Origin of the sequence: Myxococcus xanthus (genome assembly GCF_013116825.1) — a bacterium.
Lineage (GTDB): Bacteria > Myxococcota > Myxococcia > Myxococcales > Myxococcaceae > Myxococcus > Myxococcus xanthus_B.
Genome location: NZ_JABFNS010000019.1, coordinates 1 through 26,993 on the forward strand (window position 1 = coordinate 1; position 26,993 = coordinate 26,993).

At 69.9% G+C, this 26,993-nt stretch carries 24 protein-coding genes; 9 read left to right on the forward strand and 15 right to left on the reverse strand.

Translation table 11 applies throughout. From position 1 onward, the window contains the following. Nucleotides 1–867, reverse strand: an 867-nt coding sequence (gene thiL / locus HNV26_RS07680; protein WP_171445343.1) for a thiamine-phosphate kinase, incomplete at its 3' end; no start/stop codon positions are given. A 129-nt stretch (nucleotides 868–996) separates the two neighbouring features. Between thiL and HNV26_RS07685 the strand changes: the two genes are divergently transcribed. After that, a complete protein-coding gene (locus HNV26_RS07685; protein WP_171445342.1) occupies nucleotides 997–2,526 on the forward strand; it encodes a hypothetical protein in 1,530 nt (509 codons plus the stop codon). Nucleotides 2,527–2,550: 24 nt separating this feature from the next. Here the strand turns inward: HNV26_RS07685 and HNV26_RS07690 are convergent, their stop codons facing one another. From HNV26_RS07690 to HNV26_RS07710, 5 genes are all read right to left on the reverse strand, one after another. Beyond that, nucleotides 2,551–3,948 carry a di-heme oxidoreductase family protein gene (locus tag HNV26_RS07690; protein ID WP_171445341.1) on the reverse strand — a complete coding sequence of 466 codons (1,398 nt, stop codon included), beginning with the start codon at nucleotides 3,946–3,948 and terminating at the stop codon, nucleotides 2,551–2,553. A gap of 96 nt (nucleotides 3,949–4,044) precedes the next feature. Then, a complete protein-coding gene (locus HNV26_RS07695) occupies nucleotides 4,045–4,875 on the reverse strand; it encodes a hypothetical protein (RefSeq protein ID WP_253816334.1) in 831 nt (276 codons plus the stop codon). Nucleotides 4,876–5,018: 143 nt separating this feature from the next. Continuing rightward, nucleotides 5,019–5,606: an NYN domain-containing protein gene (locus tag HNV26_RS07700; RefSeq protein WP_171445339.1), complete on the reverse strand. Its 588-nt coding sequence runs from the start codon at nucleotides 5,604–5,606 to the stop codon at nucleotides 5,019–5,021. 69 nt (nucleotides 5,607–5,675) lie between these two features. Beyond that, nucleotides 5,676–7,184: an ATP-binding protein gene (locus HNV26_RS07705; RefSeq protein WP_171445338.1), complete on the reverse strand. Its 1,509-nt coding sequence runs from the start codon at nucleotides 7,182–7,184 to the stop codon at nucleotides 5,676–5,678. Next, nucleotides 7,181–7,900: a GTP-binding protein gene (locus HNV26_RS07710; protein WP_171445337.1), complete on the reverse strand. Its 720-nt coding sequence runs from the start codon at nucleotides 7,898–7,900 to the stop codon at nucleotides 7,181–7,183. The genes HNV26_RS07705 and HNV26_RS07710 overlap by 4 nt, the downstream gene beginning before the upstream one ends. Before the next feature lie 289 nt (nucleotides 7,901–8,189). Here HNV26_RS07710 and HNV26_RS07715 point away from each other — a divergent pair, with 289 nt between their 5' ends. The 4 genes from HNV26_RS07715 to HNV26_RS07730 all read left to right on the forward strand — a co-directional run bounded on the left by HNV26_RS07715 (nucleotide 8,190) and on the right by HNV26_RS07730 (nucleotide 12,464). After that, complete coding sequence (locus tag HNV26_RS07715) at nucleotides 8,190–8,726, forward strand: GNAT family N-acetyltransferase (RefSeq protein ID WP_011556629.1); 537 nt, start codon at nucleotides 8,190–8,192, stop codon at nucleotides 8,724–8,726. Nucleotides 8,727–8,978: 252 nt separating this feature from the next. Continuing rightward, a complete protein-coding gene (locus HNV26_RS07720) occupies nucleotides 8,979–10,691 on the forward strand; it encodes a type IV pilus twitching motility protein PilT (RefSeq protein WP_171452782.1) in 1,713 nt (570 codons plus the stop codon). A gap of 1 nt (nucleotide 10,692) precedes the next feature. Further along, nucleotides 10,693–11,802 carry a type IV pilus twitching motility protein PilT gene (locus tag HNV26_RS07725; protein ID WP_171441441.1) on the forward strand — a complete coding sequence of 370 codons (1,110 nt, stop codon included), beginning with the start codon at nucleotides 10,693–10,695 and terminating at the stop codon, nucleotides 11,800–11,802. Nucleotides 11,803–11,900: 98 nt separating this feature from the next. Then, the gene (locus tag HNV26_RS07730) at nucleotides 11,901–12,464 is read left to right on the forward strand and encodes a regulatory protein RecX (protein ID WP_090488022.1); all 564 of its coding nucleotides are present in this window, start codon (nucleotides 11,901–11,903) and stop codon (nucleotides 12,462–12,464) included. 32 nt (nucleotides 12,465–12,496) lie between these two features. Here the strand turns inward: HNV26_RS07730 and HNV26_RS07735 are convergent, their stop codons facing one another. The 6 genes from HNV26_RS07735 to map form a co-directional block, all read right to left on the reverse strand. Further along, nucleotides 12,497–13,954, reverse strand: coding sequence for a S28 family serine protease (locus tag HNV26_RS07735; RefSeq protein ID WP_171441442.1), 1,458 nt, complete (start codon nucleotides 13,952–13,954; stop codon nucleotides 12,497–12,499). A gap of 152 nt (nucleotides 13,955–14,106) precedes the next feature. Further along, complete coding sequence (locus HNV26_RS07740; RefSeq protein WP_366816809.1) at nucleotides 14,107–14,778, reverse strand: hypothetical protein; 672 nt, start codon at nucleotides 14,776–14,778, stop codon at nucleotides 14,107–14,109. Between the two features lie 191 nt (nucleotides 14,779–14,969). After that, the gene (locus HNV26_RS07745) at nucleotides 14,970–16,715 is read right to left on the reverse strand and encodes a hypothetical protein (RefSeq protein ID WP_171441444.1); all 1,746 of its coding nucleotides are present in this window, start codon (nucleotides 16,713–16,715) and stop codon (nucleotides 14,970–14,972) included. Further along, nucleotides 16,712–17,314: a hypothetical protein gene (locus HNV26_RS07750; protein WP_171441445.1), complete on the reverse strand. Its 603-nt coding sequence runs from the start codon at nucleotides 17,312–17,314 to the stop codon at nucleotides 16,712–16,714. Before HNV26_RS07750 ends, HNV26_RS07745 begins: the two co-directional genes overlap by 4 nt. A gap of 135 nt (nucleotides 17,315–17,449) precedes the next feature. Further along, nucleotides 17,450–18,106, reverse strand: coding sequence for a DUF2231 domain-containing protein (locus HNV26_RS07755; RefSeq protein ID WP_216611893.1), 657 nt, complete (start codon nucleotides 18,104–18,106; stop codon nucleotides 17,450–17,452). Nucleotides 18,107–18,201: 95 nt separating this feature from the next. Continuing rightward, nucleotides 18,202–18,984: a type I methionyl aminopeptidase gene (gene map / locus HNV26_RS07760; RefSeq protein WP_171441447.1), complete on the reverse strand. Its 783-nt coding sequence runs from the start codon at nucleotides 18,982–18,984 to the stop codon at nucleotides 18,202–18,204. Between the two features lie 76 nt (nucleotides 18,985–19,060). Between map and HNV26_RS07765 the strand changes: the two genes are divergently transcribed. Then, complete coding sequence (locus HNV26_RS07765) at nucleotides 19,061–19,339, forward strand: LysR family transcriptional regulator (RefSeq protein ID WP_090488753.1); 279 nt, start codon at nucleotides 19,061–19,063, stop codon at nucleotides 19,337–19,339. Continuing rightward, complete coding sequence (locus tag HNV26_RS07770; RefSeq protein WP_171441448.1) at nucleotides 19,336–21,627, forward strand: TonB-dependent receptor; 2,292 nt, start codon at nucleotides 19,336–19,338, stop codon at nucleotides 21,625–21,627. The genes HNV26_RS07765 and HNV26_RS07770 overlap by 4 nt, the downstream gene beginning before the upstream one ends. Nucleotides 21,628–21,630: 3 nt before the next feature. Here HNV26_RS07770 and yoaA read toward each other — a convergent pair whose 3' ends face one another. The 3 genes from yoaA to HNV26_RS07785 form a co-directional block, all read right to left on the reverse strand. After that, nucleotides 21,631–23,619: a DNA repair helicase YoaA gene (gene yoaA / locus HNV26_RS07775; RefSeq protein WP_140868363.1), complete on the reverse strand. Its 1,989-nt coding sequence runs from the start codon at nucleotides 23,617–23,619 to the stop codon at nucleotides 21,631–21,633. A gap of 163 nt (nucleotides 23,620–23,782) precedes the next feature. Next, nucleotides 23,783–24,532, reverse strand: a complete 750-nt coding sequence (locus HNV26_RS07780; RefSeq protein ID WP_171441449.1) for a hypothetical protein — start codon at nucleotides 24,530–24,532, stop codon at nucleotides 23,783–23,785. Further along, the gene (locus tag HNV26_RS07785) at nucleotides 24,529–25,527 is read right to left on the reverse strand and encodes a site-2 protease family protein (RefSeq protein WP_171441450.1); all 999 of its coding nucleotides are present in this window, start codon (nucleotides 25,525–25,527) and stop codon (nucleotides 24,529–24,531) included. Before HNV26_RS07785 ends, HNV26_RS07780 begins: the two co-directional genes overlap by 4 nt. Before the next feature lie 211 nt (nucleotides 25,528–25,738). On the opposite strand from HNV26_RS07785, the gene HNV26_RS07790 reads away from it, so the two are divergent. Together HNV26_RS07790 and HNV26_RS07795 are read left to right on the forward strand one after the other, a co-directional pair. Next, entirely contained in the window at nucleotides 25,739–26,086 is a 348-nt protein-coding gene (locus HNV26_RS07790) for a hypothetical protein (protein WP_140868372.1), read from the forward strand. A 78-nt stretch (nucleotides 26,087–26,164) separates the two neighbouring features. Then, nucleotides 26,165–26,968 carry a hypothetical protein gene (locus tag HNV26_RS07795; protein ID WP_171441451.1) on the forward strand — a complete coding sequence of 268 codons (804 nt, stop codon included), beginning with the start codon at nucleotides 26,165–26,167 and terminating at the stop codon, nucleotides 26,966–26,968. Nucleotides 26,969–26,993: the final 25 nt, after the last annotated feature.

Below are 26,993 nucleotides of genomic sequence, written 5' to 3' on the forward strand. Positions count from 1 at the left end.
CCCGCACCCCTCTGTGAAGTGGCCGATGCGGGTGATGGCGTGCCCACCTGTAGCGCACGCGCGCTCGAATGCCCGGCTGCGCCCCGGTGGGACGGCCAGCAGCAACTCATAGTCCTCGCCCCCCGCCAGCGCGCCTTCGGGCCCCAGGGCCTTGCGCACCGCCGCCGACAGCGGCAGCCGCTCCACCTCCAGCTCCGCGCGGACACCCGAGGCGGTGCAGAGATGACCCAGGTCTTGCGCAAGGCCGTCAGAAACATCCAACGCGGCGGACGCATGGCGCGAGGCGAGCAGGCCCAGCGCCACGCGAGGCTCGGGGCGGCGCTGCCGACGCACGGCGGCGCCCCGGCGCAGCCCCGCGCGAAGGTGCTCCAGGCCCAGGCGCGCATCCCCCAGCGTGCCGGAGACATAGAGGAGGTCCCCGGGCCGGGCCCCCGCGCGGGTGAGGGGCGCGCGTGACAGCTCGCCCGCCGCGGTGATGGTGACGGACAGCTCGCGCGCGGAGGTGAAGTTGCCACCCACCAGGGCAATCCGGTGCGAGGTGGCCAGCGCGGCCATGCCTCGTGCCAGGCCCGTGAGCTCCCGCAGGGGATAGTCCTTCGGCAGCGCGAGCGCGCAGACGAACCAGCGCGGCGTGGCCCCCATGGACGCCAGGTCCGACAGGTTCACCGCCAGCGCCTTGTGGCCGATGTCCGCGGGGGAGAACGCGGCGCGCGTGAAGTGCACGTCCTCCACCACCGCGTCCGTGGTGACGCACTGCGCGCCACGTGAGGGGGGCAGCACCGCGCAGTCGTCCCCGGGCCCCACGGGCACACGCGCGGCCGGGAAGTGCGCGAGGAACCGGCGGATGAAGTCGAACTCACCAGACATGGACGCACACGTAAGACCGGACGGCGTGTCAGGGCAACGACACTTTTTGGCACCTTGGGCAGACGCAACATTTTCCCATCAATCCAAGACAACATAAAAATTGCGACTTTCATCTCCTGGGGGAATTTCATGTCGAAGATTGGCGAGCGGCTGCCTTTCGTTTCCACGTCCAAAACCCAGACGAGCCCCACGGGCAAAAAGGACGTCAGCACCCAGCAGTGGGTGGACCTGCTCGGCTCCGTGCTTCCAACGCAGAGCGTGACGAAGGCGGCCCCCGCGAGCACCTTCGCCGCCCAGGCCCCAGGGACTCCGGGCACCCCGCAGCCCCCTTTTGGCAAGGAGATTCTCCCCTCCGCCCTGGGCCCGCTCAGGGATGATCGCCTGGCGGAATGCGTTGCCGAAGCCTACCGGAATGTCTTCAAAGGCGAGCGCTGGGCGAGCGGGCCCGAGCGCACCAAGTGGCTGGGCTTCGCGCGGGAGCTCCGCAACAAGAACCCCGAAATCACCGCCGAGGAGGTCCGCTTCGCCATCCAAGACAAGCTGCGATTGGAGCGGGACGGACTGGACGCCCATTCGCCGGCGAACACCGACAGGTTCATCTCCGAGGCCCTCGCGTGGGTCCACCAGTGCTACGACGACAAGGCGCCCCCTCCCACGGAGGCGGACATGCAGCACTGGCGAGCCTTCGCCGCCGACCTGATGAGCAAGAACCCGGAGACGACCCCGGAGGAGCTCAAGTACGCCATCATCGACGCCGTCCGGGCGAAGGTGCTGGGGACGGACGCGGTGACGCCGGAGAACATCGACAAGTTCATCCAGGACGCCGTCAAGTGGGTCACCCAGTGCTACGAGGACAATGAGCGCGAGGCCACGCCCGCGGAGCTGAAGGAGTGGCGCGCCTTCGCCCAGGAGCAGTTGAAGAAGGACCCGGAAATCTCGCCTGAGCATCTCAAGTACGCCATCACCGACGCCGTGCGCGCGAAGATGACGGGGACCGGAGAGGCGACGCCGCTGAACATCGACAAGTTCATCGAGGACGGCGTCAAGTGGGTCACCCAGTGCTACGAGGGCCAGGAGCGCAAGCCCACCGCCGGGGAACTGGCGCACTGGCGCGACTTCGCCCAGAAGCACCAGAAGGCGAACCCGGACATCACGCCGGAGGCGCTCAAGTTCGCCATCCAGGACGCCATCCGCGTGAAGGCGACGGGCATGGACGGCACGGGCAGCACCAACATCGACAAGTTCATCCAGGACGCCGTCAAGTGGGTGTCCTTCTGCTACGAGGGGCAGGAGCGCGACGCCACGCCCGAGGAGATGCGGCGCTGGCGCGCCTTCGCCAACGAAAAGAAGAAGGAGAACAAGGACATCTCCGCGGAGGAGCTCAAGTTCGCCATCCAGGACGCGATGCGCAACGAGAAGATGGGGACGGACGCCCCCGCCAGCAGTCGCATCGAAGACCACATCCGGGCGGCCTACGGCTGGCTCATCTACCTCAACCAGGCCGGGCCCTCGCAGCCGTCGAGCGAGCCAACGCCCAACGAGCTGCACGAATGGAAGAAGTTCGCCGAAAAGAAGTTGAAGGAGACGCCTGGGATGACGAGCGAGGAGCTCCGGTACTACATCCTGGACAGCCTCCGCACCGCCATGGCCAACAGTTGACGGCGGCGCCCCCCGCGCTCGCGCTCAGAGCGAGCGCAGGAAGGCCACCAACGCCTCACGCTCCGCCTTCCCCATGGCCTTGAAGCGCTCGCGGGAACGAGCGCCTTCGCCGCCGTGCCAGAGGATGGCCTCCTCGAAGCTGCGCGCGCGCCCGTCGTGGAGCATCCGCACCTGACGGTTCACCGTCTCCAGCAGCCCCAGGCCCCACAGGGGCGGCGTCCTCCACTCGGTGCCGCTCGCTTCTCCGTCAGGGCGGCCGTCCGCCAGCTCGGGCCCCATGTCATGCAGCAGCAGGTCCGTGTACGGGCGGATGCGTTGGTGGGACAGCTCGGGGACGTCCTCGACCGTGCCCGTGGTGAACTCCCGCTGGTGGCACGCCTCGCAGCCCGCCTGCTGGAAGAGGACCTGTCCCTTCCTCACGCTGGGCTCCAACACGTCGCGCCGCGCGGGCACGCCGATGAGCCGCAGGTACAGCGTCGTCCGCTCCAGGACGTGGCGCGACAACGCGGGGCCCCTGGCGGCCACCCGCGCCATGCAGCCTTCCTGCTTCGCCGTGCAGTTGCTCTCCGGATAGAGCGGTGACGTCAGTCCCAGGTCCTCGGAGAAGGCGCTGGCGACCTGCTGCTCCAGCGTGGGCTGATTGGCCTTCCACCCGAAGCGGCCCAGCTCCGCCTTGCCGGAGCGGACGCTGACCACGCGGTTCGGACGGCCGGAGACGCCGTCCCCATCGCGGTCATCCGCGTCCGCCAGGGCGTGGATGGCTTCATCCGGGATGGCCGCCAGCAGCCCCAGTCCGAAGAGCTGGGAGGGGATGCGCGGCGAGAGCATCACCTCGGGAGCCAGCTTCCCATAGCCCAGTCGGTTGATGCGGTAGCGCGGCTGGCGCAGCGTGTACGGCGTCCCGTCCGCGTACGTCCCCTTCACGTCCGTATAGGTGACCTGGACCGTGCCCTCGGCCGGGACGTCCGCGGTCCCCCGGTCATTGAGCTGCACGCCGTAGACGGGCTCGTGGTGCCCCGCGGGCGCGTCCTTCGCGGGCACGCTCAACCGGACGAGCAGCGGCGCCTCCAGCCCCACGTCGGGCAGCGGGCGGCCCCGGCCATCCTTGAAGTGGCACGAACCACACCCGGCGGCGTTCGTCAGCGGGCCCGCCAACCCTTCTTCATGCGCGGCCCAATCCCGCATGAACAGCACCTTGCCTTCGCGCATCTGGTACCAGCGCGTGGGCGCCAGGTTTCCCAGCGCGCGGCCATAGGCATTGTGCGAGGCGTCGAACACCGTGGTGCCGCCCCCCGCCAGGGCCTCGTCGTCCGGGCGCCCGGGCACCTCCGAGACGGCCGCGCCCGGCGCAGGTGCGCCGCTCTCCTGCCTGGGAGCTCCCGCCGTGAGCAGCAGGGCCGTCAACCACCACGATGCCTTCATGGGACGCTCTTCGGAGAGAGGAATTGAAACGGGAAAGACAACGGCCCGGAGCGGGCTTCCCCCCTGAGCCCGCTCCAGGCCGAAACGACGCGATGACTACTTGCCGGCGGGGATGAGGGACTCGCCGGTGATGACCGTCGAGCGCGCGGTGGTCTGCACGTCGATGCGGTTGAAGTTGAGGTACGGGTAGTTGGACGGGCCGGAGATCTCCTCCTGCAACACGATCTGGTCAGCCCGGACCGTCTGGCCGTTCGGCAGCCGGACCCCCGGCTCCGCGACGGTGTACTGCCACAGGCAGGCGCTGCTCAGCTGAGCGTTCGCGAAGCCCACGGTGAGGGAGCACGGCGTGTTGCAGTAGTTGCAGTTGGAGTAGCCGTTCGCGTAGCAGGCCGACTCACACTGGGCATACGTCTGGGTGCGCGGGCGGCAGTTCGGCGTCCAGCCCGGAGTGGGGAGCATCATGCCCACGGCGCCCGTGTCGCCGCTGCGGATACCACCCACGGAGGCCTGGAGCTGGCCGTTGTAGTACGCGAGCACGGAGTAGGTGGTCGCGTCACCGGAGCCGGTGAACGTCGCGGAGTACGAGGTGGCCTCCCGGGACGAGTCGACGGTGGACGTGCTGACCGGCACATCCTCGGCGTAGGCGGTGAAGAAGTTGCGCTGCGCGCCTTCCGACTGGGTCTCCGCCGTCCAGGCCGCCGCGGGCGGCGTGTGGATGGCGACGCCGCTCTTGCCGGACGGCTCCTTCTCCTGGTTGTCGATGCGAACGCCCTTCTCCGAACCACTCACCTTGACGGCGCCAAGGCCACAGTGCTGGAGCCCCTGGAACTCCACACAGTTGTCAGCGGCGTGGGCCTGGCTGAGCGGAAGAGCGAGCGAGAAGACGGCGGCCCAGAGGGCGGTTCCAACGCGACGAGACGAACGCATGAAGGCTCCTGATGACCCAGGGGAAATCCCTGAACTCGGGAGAAGCCAGTTCAAGCGTCATGCCATGACTCACCGCACTCTCAGAGTACGCCGGGCTGTGACAGGAATCACCACAGCCCAGGCGGGTCATGTGACTGCCTTTGCTACAAGAACAGCCCCGGGTCGAACTCGTCCACGTTGACAGGGAGCATGCGCGGCAGGGGCCGGTTGAACACCTTGGCGTTCAACTCCAAATCCAGAATCTTGAGCCCGGAGGGGACGAGCTCCCGGAAGCGCTGGCTGACGTACTCACGCAGGCCGAGCACGGCCACCTGGCGCTTCTCCTCCAGCATGGGCTTGAGCGCGTCCGCGAAGTCCGCGCCGTCATGGCTGGCGAGCACCACCGCCGCGCCGGGGCGCTGGGTACGGATGTTCTCCAACAGCTTCAGGATGCCCAGGTCCACCACCTTCTGGTCGGGACGGCCGTAGAGCAGGGCGACCTCGCAGCCGGCGGACTTGAGCGCGCGCACGAAGCCAATCATGACGTCTGGCAGCTGCTCTCCGCGGGCGTTGAGCACCACCACGCAGCGCACGGGCGCAGGGAAGTTCGTCTCACAGAAGGATACGAGCCGGTCGAACTGGACGCGGTCCTGGGACTCGGGCTTGCGTCCCACCACGTTGGACACAGCCCAGTCGATGTTCTCTGCGTCGATGAGTACGTAGGATGCTGCGGGGGGGCGTCCGGAGAGCATGCGCGCGAGGATACGCGGGAGCCCTTCCGGCCGGGGAACTCAGTTCAGCCCCCGGTGTTTCAGGTCGCGTCAGAAGCGGTCGTGTCCGCTGGGCGACGGCGTGGGCGCCAGCGCGGAGAAGCCGCCGTGCTCAGACAGCGGCGGCTGGAGCGGCAGCACCACGGTGAAGCGAGAGCCCCGGCCGAACTCGCTCTCCACGGACACGCGGCCGCCGTGGCCTTCCACCAGGCTCTTCACGATGGCCAGTCCCAGCCCCGCGCCGCCGTGCTCGCGCGTGGAGCTGCCGTCCACCTGGTAGAAGCTCTGGAAGATGTTCTCGAACTGGTCCTCGCGGATGCCCATGCCGGTGTCTTCCACGCTCACGCGGTAGCCCGGCGCGGCCAGCTCGTTCTGCGCGGTGGCCTCCGACATCACCACCGACACCCGGCCCCCGGACGAGGTGAATTTCACCGCGTTGGCGAGCAGGTTCACCACCACCTGGCGCAGCTTGTCCGCGTCCGCGGCCAGGCGCGGCTGAGGCAACGGCGGCAGGCACACCTCCAGCTCCACGCCCTTGCGCTGCGCCTGGGGCGCCACGCTGGACACCGCCGTCTGGATGACGCTGCCCAGGTCCACCGGGCCCATCACCAGGCGCAGCCGTCCGGCTTCAATCTGGCTCAGGTCCAGGATGGAGGAGATGAGGTTGAGCAGCGACTCGCCCTTCTCCACGATGGTGCGCACATAGAGCAGCTGCTCCGGGTTGAGCGCGCCGGCCAGGCCCTCGGCGAGCATCTCCGAGTAGCCGATGATGGAAGCCAGCGGCGTGCGCAGCTCGTGGCTCACCGTGCCCAGGAAGGTGGACTTCAGCCGGTCCAGCTCCTTCAGGCGGGTGTTGGCCTGCGCCAGCCGGGCGTTGTTCGCCTCCAGCTCCCGGTGCGTCTCCAGCATCGCCTCGATGTGGAGCTGCGTCGCCAGGAAGGCGCGCTGCCCGCTGGCCACCAGCGCGGCGAGCACCTGCCCGAAATGCACCAGCACCTGCGCGGCGGTGCGCTCGGGCACGCGCCGCACGCGGGCCACCAGTTCGTGCGCGCGCGACAGGTCCACCCCGGAGATGTCCGTCAACGACGGCGGGAGGTCCGCCAGCTCCTCCGGCGTGAAGGGGCCCAGGATGACGCGGCCCAGCTCGTCGCCCTCCCAGCGCACCGGCATCACCAGGTAGCGCAGGCCGGTGAAGCACGGCAGCGCGATGATGCCCGCCGCCTCCGCGCCATCACCGCTCGCGGGCCGGGCGCCCTGCACCAGGGCCACCGGTCCGTCCTTCACGCGGGCCACCGTGGCGGTGCAGCGCGAGCGTCCCTCCGGGAAGCCGAACACGTACGAGCAGAAGTCGCCGTGGCCCACCTTCACGTCGGCCAGCTTGTCGCCCGCGGTGTCCATCACCTTGATGCCCACGCGGTACAGCTCGCTGAAGCTCCGCACCACCTCCACGAAGGAGGGCAGGTCCAGCATGTCCGCCAGCGACAGCCTCCGCTGGAGCACGGACTCACGGCGCGAGGCGCCCACGCCGTCCGAGGCCCCGCTGCCCGACGCGCCGTTCATCGCCCGTCTCCGCTGCGCGCTTCACCCGCCGCGCGCCCGTACATGGTGGCCAACGCCGTGCCCGTGAGGTCCATGCGCCGGAAAATCTGGCCCAGGAACTCCGCCTCCGTCAGGCCCAGGTTGCGCGCCAGGTGGGCGCGGGTGTCGAGCCGCCGGTAGGCGGCCTGCGCCACCGCGTGGAAGGTCTCCAGCACGCCTTCGCCCCGCAGCGCCACCGCGCCCACCACCGCCTCGCCGCCACGCCGGCGCGACTCCTCGATTTCGGCATCCGTGCGCGCGTCCGGCAGGTCCTTCTTGTTGAACTGGATGACCACCGGGACCTGGCTGGGGTCCAGGTTGTTCTCCTTCATGTTCTCCTGGAGGTTGCGCCAGTAGGCGTTGTTGTCCGCCGTGGCGCCGCGGCGGCTGTCCGCGATGAAGACCACCGCGTCCGCGCCCTGCAGGACGATGCGCCGGGTGGCGTTGTGGATGACCTGGCCCGGCACGGTGAAGAGCTTCACCTTCACCTTGAAGCCAGACGACGTGGAGAAGAAGACGGGCAGCAGGTCGAAGAAGAGCGTGCGGTCGTCGTGCGTCTCCACGGTCAGCAACCGCCCCCGCACCTCCGGGGACGCTTTCGCGTGGAGGTGACGCAGGTTGGTCGTCTTCCCGCTGAGGCCGGGCCCGTAGTAGACGATCTTGAGCGTCAGCTCTCGCTGGGCATGGTTGAGTTGCAAGGTGGGGGCTCTGGCTGACGGTCGAGCGGAGGAGTTTGACGCCTTCGCGCCCGACCACGGGTTTTATAGTGGGAAGCGGCCCGACACGGAAGGCCGGCAGGGTGCCAGGCGTGGAGGCGATGCCCATTCTTGGAATGGCCTGAACGCAGGGCCGGTTCGACGAAATCCGGCTCCTCACCAGCGGAGAGGAGGGCCTCTCCTCACTTCATGGGACAATGTGCGCGGAATCACCGCGTGCACCGGTGCCGCCGGAGCGGTTAGGATCGCAACTCGACGGAGGAGCAAGGCGATGACGATGAAGCAGGTGGACGCAGGCGTGGAGGTGGCCCCAGCACCGATACTGGATGTGGCTGGCCTCCCCAACGACCTGATGGCGGCGGTGAAGTTCGGCCTGCCCACCGACGAAGACATGACGGCGGTGGCGGACCTGCGCGCCGGCTCTGAGCCCTGGAAGAGCCGGGGTGAGACGCAGGAGGACAGCCTCAAGGCCCTGACGCAGCTCAAGCCCTTCATCCATGTGGCGAAGCTGCAAAGCCAGCTTGTCGGCTATGTCACGGTGGAGCGGGACGGCCCGGTTCCGGGCGCGGCGTACCTGCGCAACATCGTGGTGAAGCCCGAGCTGCGCCGCAAGGGCCTGGGCAACATCCTGCTGGAGCAGGCGCTGAAGGCGGCCCGGGACATGTACCGGAAGACCATCGCCTTGCGGGTGGATCCATCCAACTCGCCCGCGGTGAGCTTCTACCGGAAGGAAGGCTTCACCACGGTGGCCACGGTGGTCTCCAAGAAGTCCGGGAAGCTTCGCCTCCTGATGTCCCGCGAGCTCTAGTCCCCACGGGACGTAATGCCGCCAGGCGGGGGGCCCTCCTCCCGCCTGCTGCTCCGAGCGGGCCCCCTGGTGGGTCCCGGAGCGCCCTCCCCCGCCTTCCAGGTGACAGTCTCCGTCAGGCACGGACGATTTCCGTCTGTCCGGAAGCAGGCGGGCAATCCAGGGACAAGGGGTGGCCGGATTCCGCGCGATGTCGTCTATCCTGCGGCTCCCCCGCGCCCGCGCGCCGTCGCGGCTGAGCCGACATCCCGCATGAAATCGCTCGCAGAACTGTTGCGGCACCTCTCGCGTCCGGGTGTCACCGAGTTGACCCTGGCCACCGGCCGTCCACCGATGATCCGCGGCGCCAATGGCTATGAGCCGGTGGACCCCACCGCCGCCACGGCCGAGGACATCACGCGCGCCCTGCAGGCCATGGTGGGCGTGGCCCGGGCCTCCACCGTCACGGAGACGCCGGTCCAGTGGTCCGTCAACGCCACCGGCCTGGGCTCGCTGTCCATCGCAGCCATGCGGCGAGGAGACCTCATCCACCTGCGCCTCAGCCGGGCCGCCGACGCGGGGGCCGTCGCCCAGGCCGCCACCGCGCGTCCCGCCGCCCCAGCGCCCGCGCCCGCCGCCCCAGCGCCCGTACAGGCCGCGGCACCGTCCTATCGGACGCCCGAGCCCGTCCCTGCTCCGGCATACCGCACGCCCGAGCCCGCTGCGTCGCAGCCCTACCGCACGCCCGAGCCCACCGTCGCCCAGGCAGCCCGTGTGCCCGCGCCCGCGGCGGCCCGTCCAGTGGCCGCGCCGGCCCGGACCTTCACTGGCGCGGGGCGCGAGCTGGCCGTGTTGCTGGAGGAAGGCCGCCGGGGCCTGGCCAGCGACGTGCACATCATCGCGGAGCGCCCGCCCCTCTTCCGCTTCGCGGGCGAGCTGATGGCGCAGGGCCCGGTGCTGGACGCGACGACGGTGGAGAAGCTGCTGCTGCCGGTGGTGCCGGAGCGGCTGCGGCCCGTGCTGGAGCGCGAGGGCAGCTGTGACTTCTCCCTGGAGACGCCGGAGATGGGGCGCTTCCGGGTCAACGTCAGCCGCCAGCGCACCGGCCTCAAGGGCACCTTCCGGCTGATTGCGCGGGAGGTGCCCACGCTGGAGTCGCTGGGCCTGCCCGCGGACATCGCCAAGGCCACGCACCACCACCAGGGACTCATCGTCATCACCGGCCCGTCCGGCCACGGGAAGACGAGCACGCTGGCGGCGCTCGTGGACCTCATCAACCGCGAGACATCCCACCACGTGCTCACCGTGGAGGACCCGGTGGAGTTCGTCCACCCGCGCAAGCGCGCGCTCATCAGCCAGCGCGAGGTGGGCTCGCACACCAAGACGTTCGCCAGCGCGCTCAAGGGCAGCCTGCGTGAAGACCCGGACGTCATCGTGGTGGGCGAGCTGCGCGACACGGAGACGGTGCGCATGGCGCTGTCCGCCGCCGAGACGGGCCACCTGCTCATCAGCACCATGAACACGCCGAGCGCGGCGAAGACCATCGACCGGCTCATCGACCTCTTCCCACCCGGAGACCAGCAGCAGGTGCGCCTGTCGCTGTCCAGCGGCCTGCGGCTCATCGTCAGCCAGCGGCTGATGCCAAGCGCGGACGGCAAGGGGCTGGTGGCCGCGGCGGAGGTGCTGCCGGGCTCGGTGTCGCTGGGCAACCTCATCCGCGACAACAAGACGTTCCAGATTCCCTCGCTCCAGCAGCGCGGCAAGAGCCTGGGCATCATCCGCTTCGAGGACTCGCTGGCGGACCTCGTGCGCGCCGGGAAGGTGAAGCTGGAGGTCGCCAAGGGCTTCGCGGACAACCCGGACGAGCTGGAGGCGGTGGTGACGGGCAAGCGGTCCGGCGCCACCGTGGCCGCGCCGGAGACGCAGCAAGATAGCGCGAGGCTGCTCAGCAAGATGGGCTCGCTGATGGGAAGGAAGGGCTCCTGAGATGACGACGCCCCGTCTGGCCGTCCTGTTCGATGCGCTGCTGGAGCAGAAGGGCAGCGACCTGCACCTGGGCATCGGCTACCCGCCCATGGGCCGCATCCGCGGCGAGCTGGTGCCGCTGCGCGAGCAGCCCCTCAGCGCGCCGGAGATGCAGGCGCTGCTCTTCGAAATCTGCTCGCCGGAGCAGCAGCGGCAGATTGTCGAGGACCTGGACCTGGACTTCGCCTACAGCTACGGGACGAAGGCCCGCTTCCGCGCCAACTACTTCAACAAGATGACGGGCCTGGCGGCCGTCTTCCGCACCATCCCCAGCAAGGTGCTGTCGCTGGAGGACCTGAAGACGCCGGAGGTGGTGCGCAAGCTGTCGGAGCGCCGCAGCGGGCTGGTGCTCGTCACCGGCCCCACGGGCAGCGGCAAGTCCACCACGCTGGCCGCGATGATCAACTCCATCAACAAGACGCGGCCCGCGCACGTGCTCACCATCGAAGACCCGGTGGAGTTCGTGCACGAGTCCATGCGGGCGCAGGTGACGCACCGGGAGGTGGGCCCGCACGCGTCCAGCTTCGCCACCGCCATCCGCTCAGCGGGCCGCGAGGACCCCAACGTCATCCTCATTGGCGAGCTCCGCACCAACGAGACGATGAAGCTGGCGCTCCAGCTGGCGAGCTTCGGCGTGCTGGTGTTCGCCACGGTGCACACCAACAGCGCGCCGGCCACCATCGACCGCATCATCAACGCCTTCCCCGCCGACGAGCAGCAGCAGGTGCGCGGCATGCTGGCGGAGAGCCTGGCGGGCATCGTCGCCCAGCAGCTCATCAAGACGGCGGACGGCAAGGGCCGCGTGGCCGCGCTCGAAATCCTGGTGGGCGGGCCCGCCATCGCCTCCATGATTCGCGAGGGCAAGGTGTTCCAGATTGCCTCGAAGATGCAGGCGGGCCAGGGCCAGGGCATGCAGACGCTGGACATGCACCTGGAGCGGCTGGTGAAGGACGACGTGATTACGCCCGAGGCCGCGCTGGAGAAGGCCCAGGACAAGGAGAACCTGGCCAAGGTCATCTCCCGCCTCAAGCCGGACTGGCAGGTGCCGGAGTCCCTGAAGTCGCTGGGCTGAAGCAGCGGGCGGCGACCCGAGGGAGCGGCTGGCGGGCCGCGCGCTCCTCCCCGGGCTGCTTCCGGGCGTCAGATTCGGGTGGTAGACCCAGGCCCGTGATGGATGAGGCGCGGGGAGGACCCGACAAGAAGAAGGAGCGCGGTCCGAAGCGGCCCCGGAAGGTGTCCCCCACCTACCTGGAGAACGCGGCGCTGCACTACCTGAAGCGTTACGCGGCGACGAAGAGCCAGTTGCAGCGCGTGCTGCTGCGCCGGGTGGACCGCTCCATCAAGTTCCACGGTGGTGAGCGCGGCGAGGCGCTGGCCTGGGTGGAGGCGCTGGTCGCGAAGCTGGTGCGCAACGGCCTGCTCAACGACGAAGCCTATGCCCAGATGAAGGCGCACTCACTGCGCGCCTCGGGCCGCAGCACGCGGGTGATTGCCCAGAAGCTGCGCCTCAAGGGCGTCCCCGCGGAAGTCGTGGCGAAGAAGGTCGCCGACGCCACCCACGAGGTGTCCGAGGAAGATGCCGCGCGAATCTGGGCGAGGAAGAAGCGGCTGGGTCCCTTCCGCACACAGCCCGGCACCCGGGAGGAGAATCGGAAGCGGGACCTGGCCGCGCTGGCCCGGGCGGGATTCTCCTTCGGCATCGCGAAGAAGGTCATCGACTCCAGCCCGGCCTGAGCCGGTCCGGTGAAACAGCGACGGCCCGTCCGCTACCGGGCGCGATAGGTCTTCATGCGGGCATCGCTCGCCTCACGGCGCCGCAGGGCATCCATCCCCGTCGGGAGCTGCACCGGGGCGTCCGCCCACTCCGACAGGCGCCCGAGCAGGAAGCTCCGCTGCGGCTCCGGCAGCGCGCTCAGCGTGCCGAAGAAGCCGATGCTGCCATCGGCGATGACGCGGTACGCGTCGTTGCCCGTCGTGGTGCTGAAGGCGCTGGCGACCCAGGGGCTCAGGTTTCCATAGACGAGCAGCACCCGCTTGGCCTCGAAGCGGGTCCACGCCTCCAGCAGGCCCACCGTCCACGGCTCGTACTGCTTGCGCACACCCGTGGGCGGGAAGCGCGTGGGGAGGTGCTCATCGGCGTAGCGCAGCAACGGCCGCAGGTGAATCTCCGGGTACCCTGGGCCGCCCAGCTGCGTGGCGCCCTGGTAGTAGAGCGGCGCCGACTCCTCCAACGCCTGGTCGGAGAAGGTGAACTCCAGCGTGGAGACGTAGCTGAAGAAGGCGAAGAGCTCCTCCGCGCTCGCCTCCGGCGAGGGCAGCCCTTCACACGTCCCCGCCATGCCGTAGTACTGCCAGAAGATGAAGGGCACCTCGATGACGGCGAACTCGAAGGCGCGGTCCTTCCCCAGCGTGTTGAAGGTGAAGCCCTGGGCGTCGTAGCCATCCATGAAGGGCAGCAGCTCGTCGCGGCGGGTCAGCGCGGCGTACTGGAGGGACGCGAGTTGCTGGCGGCAGGCCGCGTCGCCCACCTGGGTGAGGATGAAGCGCCCGTGGCGCGCGTCATGGAGGCCCCGGTTGTGCTGCGCCGAATAGGTCACCGTGGCGTGGACGTCGTTCGGGAAATAGAAGCGGTGGGCCAGGGCGGCGGTGCCTCCCTTGAAGACGCCCGTGGACAGCCAGCGCCCGCCGTACAGCGGCTTGAAGGCTTCGACGAGCCGGTGGGCGTCCGCGGCCGCCTGCCACATCGTCAGCTTCCGCCAGTCCATGTCGGCCGGCTTGGACGCGCCGTAGAAGCGGTGCTCCACGGTGAGCTGGTTGCCCTGGAGCAGGTCCGTGGGCTCGGCGGGGATGGGCTCCTCGAAGATGGCGGTGCCTTCCGTGTCCAGCACCATGGGCGCCGTCTCCGAGCGGTGCATCAGCGTCACCCGCTGCTGGAAGCGCGTGCCCCAGGGACGCAGGTGGTCCACGGGCTGCTCGTAGTCCATCGTGAAGAAGCGGAAGCCGTTGACCTCGACGTCGGTCAGCACCGTGAGGCCGTCGATGGACTCCAGCCGGGTGCGGAGGTCCACGCTGGACAGGTCCACGGAGACGGACGGAGGCGGCGCGGTCCCCTGCTCCAACGACTCCAAGCCCTCCGTCGTCGAGCCGCCACAGCCGAGCACCCATGCGCCGAGCAGGCCGCCCACCGCGAACGCCGCCCAGTTCCGCTTCAGCCCGCTTCGCATGGTGTCGTCCCTCTGGTGTCCGTTGAAGCCCGCAAAGATAGCAGGCCTGGGCCCACGCCACGCATGAAGCGCTCGGGCGCGACATGCCTACATACTGGTCCCGCACAACGAGCGGTCAGACAGACTATTTCCAGGAACGGCATGCAGCGCCGTCATTCAGGGTCCAGGCTGCCCTGTTCGAGCAGGCCCTCGCGCATCAGCGTGAAGGCCGCCTGCCCACACCGGCCCTGCATCTCCGCCGTGGCACGCACCACCCGAACGACATAGCGCACACCGTCCAGGGTCAGCGGGGCAGGCTGTCCTACCTCGGCCGTCACGGTGGTACCCGGGCCCAGCGAACGATTCGCGTGCGTCACGCGGAGTTGGACATCCAACGCCTGCGTCCCATCCGCCAGCGTGCAGCCCGCGTCCTCCCAGCGGAAGCTCAACTCCGGAACGAGCCCTGGAGGAAGCAGCACGTCTCCCGCGATGGTGGTGGGCGCACTCGGCACCGTGAGCAGCAGCAACCGGCCCTCCGCGTCCCGCAGGGTGTCCCCCGACAGCAGCACGGGAAGCGCACCGTCCTCCTTCGTCGGACAGGACGCGGGCTCGCGATGGCTGGTCCACTGAACGACCCGCCCCGTCAGGTCCGCCAGCATGTCCGGCACCTGGAGGCTGTAGCTCACGCCGCCGCGCACCGGCCCCGCCTCGTACTCCAGCACGGAGGCCCACCGGTCCTGGTGCCGGTACGCGCCACGCAACTGCCGGGCGACGGTGAAGCGGCGCTCCAGCCGCGTGTCCGTGCGCTGCCGCACGGCGTCCTCGGGCTCTTCCTTGAATGCCACGTCCACCTGCGCCGCGCGCCACAATTGGACACACGGGCTCTCGCGTTGAAGCGGTGAGAAGGCACGCCCGGCGTCGGGGGCCGGCTCGGAGCACTTCATCTGGCAGCCCATCAGGCCGGCGAGGAGGAGCCCAGCGGCTCCACGCGTCCATCTCGCCAGGGTGAGACAACGTCCCGGACGAGGTCGCGGGCTCATGGGCACTCAGCGTACAGCGTCGTGCCGTCGGTCGACACGAAGAAGTCCTGCCCTTCCACCTGCCCCCGCGCCCGTAGCCGCTCCCGCGTGCGCTCCACCTTCAGGCGACGCGCCGCGACGGGTGGCTCCGCGTGGGGCACGCGCGGCTGGAACCGCACCGGCCCTCCCTTGTCGTCTGGAGCGTACTTCGCCAGCAGCGCGCGGTGGGTGCCGTCGTTCGCGTCGCCGTCGTCCAGGAAGTCCAGCTCCACGGCGACCCACTCATTCACATCGCAGTCGCACGAGCCGCACCCAGGGAAGCCGCATCCCAGGAAGCCGTTCCGGCAGGAGACACACTTGCTCTTGGGGGACGCGCTACACGCCGCGCACGCATTGCCTCCGAACGAGTACGTGTGCGAGCCCGGCGAGCCCACGCCGAGCATCTGGTAGCGGTAGTTCATCACGCTGGCGTGCACCACGCTGGTCTGCCCCGGCACGTCGTTGCCGTTGTGGTCCAGCGCCAGGTTGTGGCCCAGCTCGTGGATGAAGGTGCCACGCTGCTCCTGGATGCTCGGGCTGCTCCAGCATCCCAGGCTGATGATGAGGTCATTGCCCAGCACCTCCGCCTTGCCGGATGAACACGACGTGCTGCTGCCCTGCCGGTAGGCCCACACCGCGTAGTGGAAGTAGGGCCGCCGCTCCGGGTACCCGGTGGAGAACCCGCCCTGCTTCAGCGAATAGAAGTCCACGCCGCCGCTGCACGCGCCGAAGCACACCACTTCATGCCAGGGCAGCGCGCTGTCGACGAAGGCATGCAGCCGCACGCCCGCGTCCCGCGCGAACACCGCCGCCGCGTCCGCCACCAGCCCGGCATAGGGCTTCCGCGTGAGATAGGGATTGGTGGGGTGCTCCATCCAATCCACCTCCACGTAGAGGTCCTTCACCGTGGGGCTGCCCCACTCGGAGAAGGAGAAGCCGTCATTGCCGAACAGCTCCAGCGTGTCCGGTATCCCATCCCCGTCCGAGTCCTTCGAGTCCGGGTTCATCCCCACCAGCGGCTCCAGGGCATTGGAGATGCCGTCTTCGTCCTCGTCGTTGTCGCTGAAGATGGTGGACCACAGCGCGTCGTCATGGACGAAGCTGGCCGTGCCCGTGCTCCCGGGAAAGCGGCCTACCACCACGCGCTGGGCGCCCGCGTTCTGTGTGCTCGCCGCGACGACCCGCGGATAGGAGCGAGGCCCACTGTCATCGTCGTGTTGCAGGTACTCCGCGTTGGAGCGCAGCAGGAAGACCAGGTGGTCCCCCGCGCCCGGCGTCGTCGACGTGGCCCGGAAGGTGTCCTTCACGTTCCAGGCGAAGCTGAGTGGCACGCCGCCGAAGGGCTGGTTGCTCAGGAGGAGCGCTCCGTTGCGATACAGGCTGGCCGTCCCGCCGCGTCCTTCCGCATAGGCGCGCACCCAGACGCGGTAGAGCCCGGAGTCCGGCGCGGTGAACGTCACGCAGGAACGCGCCGCGCCCGCGCAGTCGTCGCCCATGGCCACCTGGCTCCAGCCTCCCCGGTCCCGGAGCACGTGAAGGACGGTGTCCGGCGCGGTGCCCGTCAAGTCCCGCGTCTCGAAGGTGTACGTCTGCCCCGCGTCCAGCCACGTGCTCAACCAGATGAAGGTGCCCCAGTCACGCGAGGCCACGTAGTGCGGCCCGGCCAGCACCAACGCGGGCGCCAGCAACACCAGCGCGATGAGGCTCCTGGGAAGCGTCTTCATCGCGTCTCCTCCGCGCGGAAGAAGGCTTCCTTGAAGGCGTCGTGCTGACGCGCCATTTCCTCTGGCGGAAGTGACCGCCACTTCACCTGCTTCACCGTGAGCGCCTGTTGATAGCGAGCGTCCACTTCGCGTGCGCGGAGGTCCTCGGCCGAGGGCTCCGGCGGCGTGGCCAGCTTCGCCACCAGGTTCAGCGCCGCCAGATAGCGCCGTTCCTTCTCCACGCGTGCTTCGGGCGTTGCGTCCATGAAGGCGCGCTCCGTGCGCGTCACCAGCGCCGCCAGGTCGTCCACCGGCTCTTCTTGAAGCAAGGCCCGTTCGTCCGGCGTCAACGGCACCAGCGCGCGCGCAGCGAACCGCTCCCATTCCGGCGCTTCGTCGTGAAGGCTCGCCACCTGCACCGCGCGGCCGGTGTCATCCTTCGCGGGTTCGACGTGGAAGCGCGGCTCGGCGGCGACCTGGGACGGAGCCGCGGGCGTCCGGGCGACTTCGCGCGCCGCGCTTTGATTGCCGAGCCCCCACCGGGGGACCAGCAACGAAGCACCCGCTCCAACCAGCATGATGCCCAGCACTACCGCTGCGACTTCCCCTCGTGCGCGCATGCGTCGTCCCCCACTCGCTGGCGCGCAGCTCTAGCGCCATTCAACCGGGGACGGCAAACCCACCTCGCAGCAGTCTGTGCAGGGGTATCCACGTCACGCCGTAGTGTCATGACGTGGACGCCGGAAGGGCGGGCATTACGCCTGAGGCATGGGACGGCCCGGGCCGTGGAATACGGCGACGGGCGAGGGCATCGTGCGCGACTCGTCCTCAGGCGTCGTGCCCGCGGCGCCCTTCGCGAGCGGACGCCCACCGGCGAGCACCTCACGCGCACGCGTCACCAGCCACTGCACTCCACGAAGCGCGTCACGCACCAGCAGCAGCGGCGCGGCGCACGACAGCAACGCGGGGGCGTTCGCATCGCGCATTGAAGCGGGCTGTCCCACGCCCAGCTCGTAGACCATCTTTCCGCCGAGCGCCGCCGTGCCGAGCGCCAGCCCACAGGCGCCCAGCCCCAGCGCCACGGTGGCCGCGGAGGGCTCGCGCCGCAGCCGCCACACCGTCACCCCCAAGGCGCCGAGCAGCACGGAGGCGTTGCCCACGCCATGCAGGAACGTCATGTCCCGGGCACGCGGCGTCTCCAGCCGGACCTCCTGGCTGGCCGCCAGTCCCGACACGCCCGCGAGCAGGCCGCCAATGGAGCCAGCCACCCAGATACGACGCGCCACCCGGGCCCAGGCGCCGTCGCCTGTCGTCACCGAGATGAGGTCCGCCACCGCCGCCGTGGGAAGCAAGGCCAGTGGCATGTGCACCAGTGCCGGGTGCAGTTCGTACAACAGCATCTCCTTCTTCATCGCGCGGCCTCCTGCCCTCGTCCTCCAAGGGTAGGCACCCCGAGGGCCCATGGCAGGCACGGCCGCCTGCCCGCCCTCCCAGGGCGGGGAAGCGTTCAGCAGGCGATTTCGAGCGAGAGGGCGAGCTCGGGCTGGGTGAGCACTTCGCAGCCCTCAGGGGTCACCAGGATGGTGTGCTCGAACTGCGCGGACAGGCTGCCGTCCTCCGTCACCACCGTCCAACCGTCGGCCAGAATGCGGATGTCCGGCCGTCCCAGGTTGACCATGGGCTCCACGGTGAGGACCATGCCCGAGCGCAGCTTGATGCCCGAGCCTCGCTTGCCGGTATGGGGAACGGTGGGCGGACCATGCATCTGGTGGCCGATGCCATGCCCGCCGAACTCCTCCACCACGCTGCAGCCCTCCTTCTTCGCCAGCTCCTCGATGGCCGCGCCGATGTCCCCCAGCCGCGCGCCATGGCGGACGACGGCGATGCCCGCATCACGGCACCGGCGCGCCACGTCCACGATGCGACGCGCGTCTTCGGACACCTCGCCAATGAGGAAGGTCGCGGAGGTGTCCCCATGGAAGCCGTCCAGGCACGTCGTCACGTCCACGTTGATGATGTCCCCACGGACCAGTTGCTCGCCTGCGTTCGGGATGCCGTGACAGACGATGTGGTTGCGGCTGGTACAGACGGTGGCCGGGTAGCCCTTGAACCCCAACTGACTGGGCTTGCCGCCCCGGCGCGCCGTGTCCTCGCGAACCCACTGGTCGATGTCCGCCGTGGTGACACCGGGGGTCAGCTTCGAGGCAACGAAAGCCAGCGTACCGGCGGCGGCCTGACTCGCTCGGCGCAGACGTTCGACGTCCGTGCCCTTGAACAAGGAAATGCTCATGGCCGCCAAGGTGAGGTCCAGGGTGCCTGGCGTCCAATGCTGTTTCGGTATGGCCGACAGCGCTAGAGTGGCGGACGTGAGCCTTACGCACATCCAGTCCTTCGTCGCCGTTGCCGAGGAGTGCAACGTGGGCCGGGCCGCGCGTCGCCTGCACCTGACGCAGCCGCCGCTCAGCCGCCACATCCAGGCGCTCGAGGACGAACTCGGAGCGCGCCTCTTCGAGCGGACCCGGGGTGGCATGCGCCTGCTCCCCGCGGGCGAGGCCTTCCTGCGGCACGCGCGTCGCATCCTGGCGGAGGTGGACGCCGCCGTGCTCACCGTGCGGGACGTAGCGGGCAACCGCGCCGGCGGATGACGCAGCCGGGCTTGGGGCGTGCGTTCAGCATCGGACGGACAGTCGCCGCCTTCGGCGACATCATCCGCCCGACGACCAGGAACCAGGGCGTCGGGCTGTTAGAGCGGGTGTCGATGCCCGACCTCCTCGTGACGCATCGGAGCCCTCGCGTGCGCCGCATCCGGGCGCTCGCGCCCCTGCTCTGGGCCCTCGCTTCCTCCACGGTGATGGCGGCACCAGCGCCTGGCCCCCAGGAGGTTCCCGACACGAACGGGCAGCCGCCAACGGATGCGCCCACGCGGGAGCGGACGGAGGCAGCGGACGCTGACGCTGGGCGGACCGTCGTCACGGGCTCGCGGCGCCCCCGGCCAGCGAGGGACGTGCCCGCCACCACCACGGTCCTCCCCCGCCCGGAAATCGACCGGAGCCCCACGCTGACGCAGGACTCGCTGGTCCGCACCGTGCCCTCCGCCGCCACCTTCCGCCGCACGCCCAGCCTCGTCTCCGACCCGACGGCGCAGGGACTCAACCTGCGCGGGCTCGCGCCTTCGGGCGTGGCGCGCAGCCTCGTGCTGCTCGACGGCATTCCCGTCAACGACCCGTTCGGTGGCTGGATTTTCTGGCGCTCGCTGCCACGGCTCGGTCTCGAGCGCATCGAGGTCGTCCCCAGCGGAGGCTCCGCCCTCTACGGCAGCGGCGCGCTCGGCGGCGTCGTGCAGCTCGTGTCACGCGACATCACCGGAACGCAGCTCGACGCGGATGCCACCTATGGCAACGCGCAGACGGGCATGCTCGCGGCACGCGGGGCGGAGATGTGGGGGCCCGTCCGCGCCTCGCTGGAGGCAGAGCTGCTCGACAGCGACGGCTATCCCATCGTCAGTGCCGCCCAGCGCGGCGCCATCGACGCGGACACGCCCAGCCGCCATGCCGTCCTCAACGGGCGCGTCGAAGTGGATGCCACCGATGCGCTCACCCTCTCCGCCCGCGCCGGTCTCTTCCGCGAGGACCAGAACGGCGGCACCCGGCTCACCACCGCGCGCGTGGCGCTGGCGCACTTCGGCGCGGGCGCACGGCTGCGCACCGCGGACAGCGGCACCTTCACGCTGGACCTCTTCGGCCGCGTGCAGCGCTTCGAACAGGACCGCGCGCGCATCCCCCAGGACCGCTCTTCCGAGGCGCTGGCCGCCAGCCAGGACGTACCCGCCAACGACCAGGGCGCGTCCCTCGTCTGGACCAGCCCGTCCTGGACAGCCCTGGGCACGCACGTCCTCACCGCCGGCCTGGATGCGCGCCGCATGGCGGGCACGTCCCGGGAGCAGCTCTTCCCGCCCGCGCCCTCGGAGACCTCCCTCCGCCTGCGCGACACCGGAGGCACCCAACTGTCCGGCGGTGTCTTCATCGAGGACCTCTACACGCCATCGCCCACCCTGGAGCTCAGCGCCGCGCTCCGGATGGACGTGTGGCGCAACCAGGACGGTGAGCAGCGTCTGCAGCGCGCCAATGGCGCGGTGGACACGACGCGCTTCGACGACCGCACCGAGCAGCAGCTCAGCCCGCGATTGGGCCTGCGAGTGCGTCCGCTGGAGGGGCTCACCCTGCGCGCCTCCGCCTACCGTGCGTTCCGCGCCCCCACGCTCAACGAGCTGTACCGCCCCTTCCAGGTGGGCACCCTCCTCACCGCCGCCAACGCCCACCTGGGCGCGGAGCGACTGTGGGGCGCCGAGGCCGGCGTGGAAGCCGAGTCCTCCTCGCTGGGCCTCACCACGCGCGTGACGGGCTTCTGGAACGTGCTCGATGACCCCATCACCAACGTCACGCTGGAGCAGCCGCTTCCGGATGGCGCCTCGCGCCAGCGGGAGAACCTGGGACAGGCGCGGGTGCGCGGCGTGGAGGCGAGCGTGGACTGGAAACTGGCGCGCCAGTGGACGGCGCTGCTCGCGTACACCTTCGTGGACCCTGTCGTGACGCGCTCGCCCGGGCAGCCCGGGCTGGTGGGCAAGCAGCTCGCCCAGGACCCACGACACCGGGGCACCGCCATCCTCACCTTCCACGACCCCGACATCGTGACGGCCACGGTGCAGCTTCGCGTGACGGGCGCTCAGTTCGAGGACGACCTCAACGAGCGCCCCATGGGCGGCTACGCCGTGGTGGACGTGTCCGCCAGCCGCCGCCTCTTCTGGAAGCTGCACGTCTTCGGCGCGGTGGAGAACCTCTTCGACCGCGAGTACCTCGCGGGCCGCGCCGGGGTGGACACGTTGGGCCCGCCCCTGCTGGCGCGCATCGGCCTGCGGCTGCGCGACGCGCCCTGAGGCTCAGCGGATGGTGCGCACCGGCCGCACCGGGCCGTTGAACCAGCGGCTCAGCGACACCACGTCCTCCATGCGGCGCGCGGGCGGGAGGCTGTCGAGGAACACCCGGCCATACGCCTTCGTCACGATGCGCCGGTCCAGCATCGCCACGATGCCCCGGTCCGACTGCGTGCGGATGAGCCGGCCGAAGCCCTGCCGCAGCGCCAGCGCCGCGTGCGGGAGCTGGTACTGCTCGAAGGGCTCCTCGCCTCGCTGCTGGAGCTGATTGATGCGCGCGGCCACCAGCGGGTCTCCTGGCGACGCGAAGGGGAGCCGGTCGATGATGACCAGGCTCAGCGCGTCGCCCGGCACGTCGACGCCCTCCCAGAAGCTGTGCGCCGCGAAGAGGACGCTCGGCGTCTCGCGGAAGGCCTCCAGCAGCTGCTGCTTGGGGCGCTCGCCTTGCAGCAGCGACTGATAGGGCAACCGGGGCGCCACCAGCTCATAAGCCCGCACCATGTTGCGCAGGGACGTGAAGAGCACGAAGGCGCGCCCACCCGTGACTTCGCAGAGGCGTTCAATCTCCTCCGCCGCCTCCTCGATGAAGCCCGGCGCGGACGGGTCCGGCAGGTGCGTGGGCAGGTACAGCGCCGCCTGGGACGGGTAGTCGAAGGGGCTGGGCACCGCCAGCGTCCGCACGCGCGTCACCGGCTGGCCGTCCTCGCCGTACAGGCCCATGCGGTTGGCGAAGAAGTCGAAGCGGCTGTCGGCCGCCAACGTCGCGGACGTGTACACCACCGTGTCCAGCGCGCCGTACATCCGCTCGCGCAGCTCCTTCGCCACGTCGATGGGGCTGGCGCGCAGGAAGAGGCCCTTGCCCCGCTGCTCCGCCCAGTAGACGTGGTCCGAGGACTCGGCCTTCTCCAGGAAGGAGAGCTGCTCCTCCATCTCGTCCGAGCGGCGGGTGATGGCGGCCAGCTCCGGCTCGCGCTCGCCCACCGTGAAGGCGGACAACGCGGCCAGCGCGTCACGCACGCCCTCCAGCGGCGTGGACAGCTTCGCCATGACCTCCGCGCGCAGCGCCACGGAGGCCTCGTGGCCGGACAGCCCCAGCGCCCGGGGCGCCTGCGCGAAGAGCGCATCCGCCCCCGCGCGCAACCGGGCCGCCAGCGCGCGCAGCATGGCGTGGCGGGCGTCGTCCTCCTTCAGCGACGCCACCGCGTCCCGCGCCAGCTCCTCCAGCCGGTAGTTGGACACGCTGCAACCGAAGTGGCCGCTGGCCGCGTCTTCCAGCGCATGGGCCTCGTCGAAGATGACGGCCTCGTACCAGGGCAGCACGCCCTCGGTGCGCTTGCCGGAGCTGCGCAGCGCCAGGTCCGCGAAGAAGAGGTGGTGGTTGACCACCAGCAGGTCCGCTTGCTCCGCGCGCTTGCGCATGCGCGTGACGAAGCACGTCTCGTACTGCGGACACCGGGTGCCCACGCACGTCTCGGACGTGGTGGACAGGCGCGACCAGGCGCTGAAGGACTCGGGCAGGTCCAGCTCGCTGCGGTCGCCGGTGTCCGTCTCCTCCGCCCACGCCTTCAGCTTGGGCCAGTAGCGCGACTCCTCGCGCGAGCCGAACTGCGGCTCCTTGGAGAAGGCGTCATAGCGGTGCAGGCAGAGGTAGTTGCTGCGGCCCTTGAGGTACGCGGCCTCGAAGCGCAGGCCCATCTTCTCCCGCATCAGCGGCAGGTCCTTGAAGAAAATCTGGTCCTGCAAGGTCTTCGTGGCCGTGGACACGACCACCCGGCGTCCCGACAGCAGCGCGGGCACCAGGTAGGCGAGCGTCTTGCCCGTGCCGGTCCCCGCCTCGGCCAGCAGGTAGCTGTGCTCGGCGAAGGCCCGCTCCACGGCGCGCGCCATCTGAAGCTGCTCCGGGCGGTGCTCGTACGCGGGCAACGCGACCTCGAGCGCGCCTCCCGGACCGAGCAGGCTGTCGACGGACGGAGGGGTGGAGACGGAGAGCGACATCGGCACCGAGGGGGAGACGGGAAGCGGCCGGACAAAATAGCAGCGACCGCCGTTTCAAGCGCGTTTCCGGCCGCGGCCGCGCCGCCTGGCCCGGGTGGCCGCCTGCTCCTCCGCCAGCGAGCCGCACCGCCCTCGGCGGCACAGCCCCCGGACAGCCCGGCGCTCAGTACCCCGCGCTCAACGTGCGCAGGTGCTGGAAGACGAGCACGGCCAGCACCAGCACCACGATGAAGCCCACCCCCACCGCCACCGTCTTCAGGCGCCGGACGACGCTGGGGGTTCCGGCGGGCTCCACCGATGACGGCACCACCAGGGTGGCCCTGCGCACCACCTCATCACGGCCCCGCCGGGCGACGGCATCGTCGGGCGCACGCGCCAGGCGGATCCGGTACAGCCGTCCCGCCATGGCCAGCTCGCCCCGCCCCACCGCCAGCGTCATCAGCCGGTCATGGGCGTCCCAGTCCTCCCAGCGCGCCGCCAGCGTGCGCCACGCGTCCGCCAGCACGTCCGACAGGGGATGCTCCTCGGGCTGGTAGTTGACGTAGACGAGCCCGCACTGCGGGCAGGACAGGGCCTCCTCGCGCCGGGGCGCCACGCACTTGGGACAGACGCCAGGGGGCGGCTCGAAGAGCGCGTCGTCCGTCAGCGGCGCCGACTCCGAACGCACCACCCGCAGGGCCGGCGTCACTGGCGCGGAAGCGCTCCAGCTTTCGGAGGGCGGCACCACCGGCACCGACGGCGACGCCCCCGCGGCGGAAGCAACCGGCACCTCCGTTCGCGGCGCGGTGGTGACCGGCGGGCCCACGCGGCTGTCCGCGCCGCAGCGACCACACGTCACCACGAGTCCCCCAGCCTCCGTCCGGTAGGTCTCCAGCGGCACGAGCCGCTCGCACGCGTCACACTGGAACTTCATGTCATCACCTGGCGCAGGGGAATGGGCATGGCGCAGCCGATGAGTGCCAGCAGGCACAGCGCGCAGATCCACTTCCGCAGTGGGCTGAGCGGCTCCTGGGGTTCCACCACCTCCGGGTGGCCGAAGCCTACCAGCTTGCTCGTCACCAGCAGCCACAAGCCCCAGGACGCGGTGACGAAAAGGGTGAGCACCAACAGCACCAACGCCACCGCGCGGCCCACCCAGTGCGCGCGCCGGCCCCACAGCGCATAGGCCAGGTGCCCGCCGTCGAGCTGCCCCACGGGCATCAGGTTCAGCAGCGTGACGAGCAGCCCGAACCAGCCAGCGATGACCACCGGATGGACCAGGATGTCCTTGCCCTCCGGAAGCGGCCCCAGGGCCAGGCGCGTCAGGCCCTGCATCAACAGGCTGTCGCCGAAGAGCGTCTGCACGCCATTGAAGGGCGTCTCCGGCGCGGGCGGCGCGTGGGTGATGCGGTCCATCACCCAGGAGAAGACGTCCCGGCCAATGGCCCACAACGAGCCGTCCCCCGGGAAGAGGGTGGACGGGATGTCCTGCGCGTCCACCACGGTGGAGTGAGCCAGCCCCCAGAAGAGGATGGGCATGGCCACCGCCAACCCCGCGAGCGGTCCCGCCGCGCCAATGTCCACCAGGGCGTTGCGGTTCGGGATGCGGTCGCGGATGCGGATGACGGCGCCCAGCGTGCCCACGCCTAGCACCGGCAGCGGGATGAAATATGGCAGGGATGTTTCAACCCGGTGCCAGCGCGCCAACACGTAGTGCCCCATCTCATGGGTCCCCAGGATGGCCAACAGCGACAGGCTGAAGGCCAGCGCGCGGAAGGCCGCTTCGGGAGACACCTCTCCCAGTGAGTAGGGCCGCTGGAAATGGAAGTAGAGCAGGTACGAGGTGAAGGTGGTCCCTACCGTCAGCACCAGGAGCAACAGGTGCACCCAGTAACGCGGCGCGGGGCGGGCAGCGGAGACGGTGTCCATGAAGGGAGCCTCGAGGTTGGCTAGCAAGAGGAGATGTGCATTGCAACGCGCAGCCGCCCAACCGGAGCGATAGCAAGTGTCTCGGACGGACCTTGACATGGAGTCGACATCTGCTACGACCCCGCCCGCTTGAAGGCCTCAAGACAACGGCCGGTTGCTCTCCAAGGCGTCCGGCCGCCACACAAGCATCCAATTCAAGAGGGGAAAGAACATGAAGAAGCTCGTCCTGTCCGCCGTTGCCGCCAGCAGCATGGTTGCCTGCACCAGCGTTGAGAGCGCCGTTGTCTCCGGCACGGAGATCGCCTCCAACGGTGAGGCCGTGGCCGTTGTTCAGGCCAACGCCCTGGGCCTGACCGCCATCTTCCACATCGTCGACATCGTGCAGAGCGACCTCGACACCGTCATCAACAAGCTGCTCATCGCCGAGGCCAAGGCCATGGGCGCCTCCAAGGTGGAGCTGCTGACCGCGGGCACCACGCCCCGTCACGGCATCTACGCGCTGGCCGGCACCATCATCGGCGTGACCAGCTCCAGCGCCGTGGGCGTGGCGGTCAAGTAGTCCACACCGCGCAAGCCGCGCGGTTCATGCGGAAGGCCCCCTGGCGACAGGCGGGCCTTCTTGCTTTTGTGCCCTCCCATGCGTGAACGCCTCCTCCTGTTGTGTGCCCTGACGGCCCTCACCGGCTGCCCCAAGAAGGGCGGCGATGACGCGGCCACATTGCTGCCCGAAGTCAAAGCCGGGCTCGCCACCCGCGAAGCGAAGCTGAAGAGCTACCGCATCGCCGGCACCGTGCAGGACGCGGGGCTGGAGCCGGTGACGTTCACCTTCGAATACCGCGCGCCGCAGCGCCTGCGTGGCACGCTGGGCCCGCCCGCCTCGCGCACCTTCGCGTGGGACGGCGCGCACTTCTTCCAGCAGCTCGACGGGGAGAAGCGCTTCACAACCTTCACCTCGGCGCTGCCGCCCGCGAAGCTCGCCGGCTTCCTGTCGGAGACGTTCCACCCCTTCATGCCGGAGGGCTTCCGGACGCCGCTCTTGCTGAGCCACGCGACGGTCCGCCGCGCCACGCACCCGCTGGCGCCGCAGGCGGTGGAGCTGGTGCAGAAGCTGGACGGTGACGCCGCGGGACTGGAGATGGTCTACGTGCTGCGCTGGCCCCAGCTGGACTTCCTGGGCCGGCGCACCGTCTCACCGGACGGCGCCGCGGCCGAGGAGCGCGTGGAGGAGGAGCACTGCGACGCGGCCTTGTCGCTGTGCGTGCCCAAGCGCCTTGGCCGGTGGCAGGGAGGCAAGCGCGTAGGCGAGACGGTGCTCACGCGCGTGGAGCTGAACGCGGCCCTGCCCAACGACGGCTTCACCCTCACCGCCCCCGAAGGCTACGACGTACAGACGCGGACACTGGTGGAGTCCCCCCCCGCCACCCAGCCCACGGACGGTTGACCGCCACCCTCGGCATCCCCACCTT

Excerpts from the sequence above, each read along its gene's own strand:
- HNV26_RS07685 (WP_171445342.1), top strand. The coding sequence starts at position 997 with ATGTCGAAGATTGGCGAGCGGCTGCCTTTCGTTTCCACGTCCAAAACC.
- HNV26_RS07690 (WP_171445341.1), bottom strand. The coding sequence starts at position 3,948 with ATGAAGGCATCGTGGTGGTTGACGGCCCTGCTGCTCACGGCGGGAGCT.
- HNV26_RS07695 (WP_253816334.1), bottom strand. The coding sequence starts at position 4,875 with ATGCGTTCGTCTCGTCGCGTTGGAACCGCCCTCTGGGCCGCCGTCTTC.
- HNV26_RS07700 (WP_171445339.1), bottom strand. The coding sequence starts at position 5,606 with ATGCTCTCCGGACGCCCCCCCGCAGCATCCTACGTACTCATCGACGCA.
- HNV26_RS07705 (WP_171445338.1), bottom strand. The coding sequence starts at position 7,184 with ATGAACGGCGCGTCGGGCAGCGGGGCCTCGGACGGCGTGGGCGCCTCG.
- HNV26_RS07715 (WP_011556629.1), top strand. The coding sequence starts at position 8,190 with ATGACGATGAAGCAGGTGGACGCAGGCGTGGAGGTGGCCCCAGCACCG.
- HNV26_RS07720 (WP_171452782.1), top strand. The coding sequence starts at position 8,979 with ATGAAATCGCTCGCAGAACTGTTGCGGCACCTCTCGCGTCCGGGTGTC.
- HNV26_RS07725 (WP_171441441.1), top strand. The coding sequence starts at position 10,693 with ATGACGACGCCCCGTCTGGCCGTCCTGTTCGATGCGCTGCTGGAGCAG.
- HNV26_RS07730 (WP_090488022.1), top strand. The coding sequence starts at position 11,901 with ATGGATGAGGCGCGGGGAGGACCCGACAAGAAGAAGGAGCGCGGTCCG.
- HNV26_RS07735 (WP_171441442.1), bottom strand. The coding sequence starts at position 13,954 with ATGCGAAGCGGGCTGAAGCGGAACTGGGCGGCGTTCGCGGTGGGCGGC.
- HNV26_RS07745 (WP_171441444.1), bottom strand. The coding sequence starts at position 16,715 with ATGAAGACGCTTCCCAGGAGCCTCATCGCGCTGGTGTTGCTGGCGCCC.
- HNV26_RS07750 (WP_171441445.1), bottom strand. The coding sequence starts at position 17,314 with ATGCGCGCACGAGGGGAAGTCGCAGCGGTAGTGCTGGGCATCATGCTG.
- HNV26_RS07755 (WP_216611893.1), bottom strand. The coding sequence starts at position 18,106 with ATGAAGAAGGAGATGCTGTTGTACGAACTGCACCCGGCACTGGTGCAC.
- map (WP_171441447.1), bottom strand. The coding sequence starts at position 18,984 with ATGAGCATTTCCTTGTTCAAGGGCACGGACGTCGAACGTCTGCGCCGA.
- HNV26_RS07770 (WP_171441448.1), top strand. The coding sequence starts at position 19,336 with ATGACGCAGCCGGGCTTGGGGCGTGCGTTCAGCATCGGACGGACAGTC.
- yoaA (WP_140868363.1), bottom strand. The coding sequence starts at position 23,619 with ATGTCGCTCTCCGTCTCCACCCCTCCGTCCGTCGACAGCCTGCTCGGT.
- HNV26_RS07780 (WP_171441449.1), bottom strand. The coding sequence starts at position 24,532 with ATGAAGTTCCAGTGTGACGCGTGCGAGCGGCTCGTGCCGCTGGAGACC.
- HNV26_RS07785 (WP_171441450.1), bottom strand. The coding sequence starts at position 25,527 with ATGGACACCGTCTCCGCTGCCCGCCCCGCGCCGCGTTACTGGGTGCAC.
- HNV26_RS07790 (WP_140868372.1), top strand. The coding sequence starts at position 25,739 with ATGAAGAAGCTCGTCCTGTCCGCCGTTGCCGCCAGCAGCATGGTTGCC.
- HNV26_RS07795 (WP_171441451.1), top strand. The coding sequence starts at position 26,165 with ATGCGTGAACGCCTCCTCCTGTTGTGTGCCCTGACGGCCCTCACCGGC.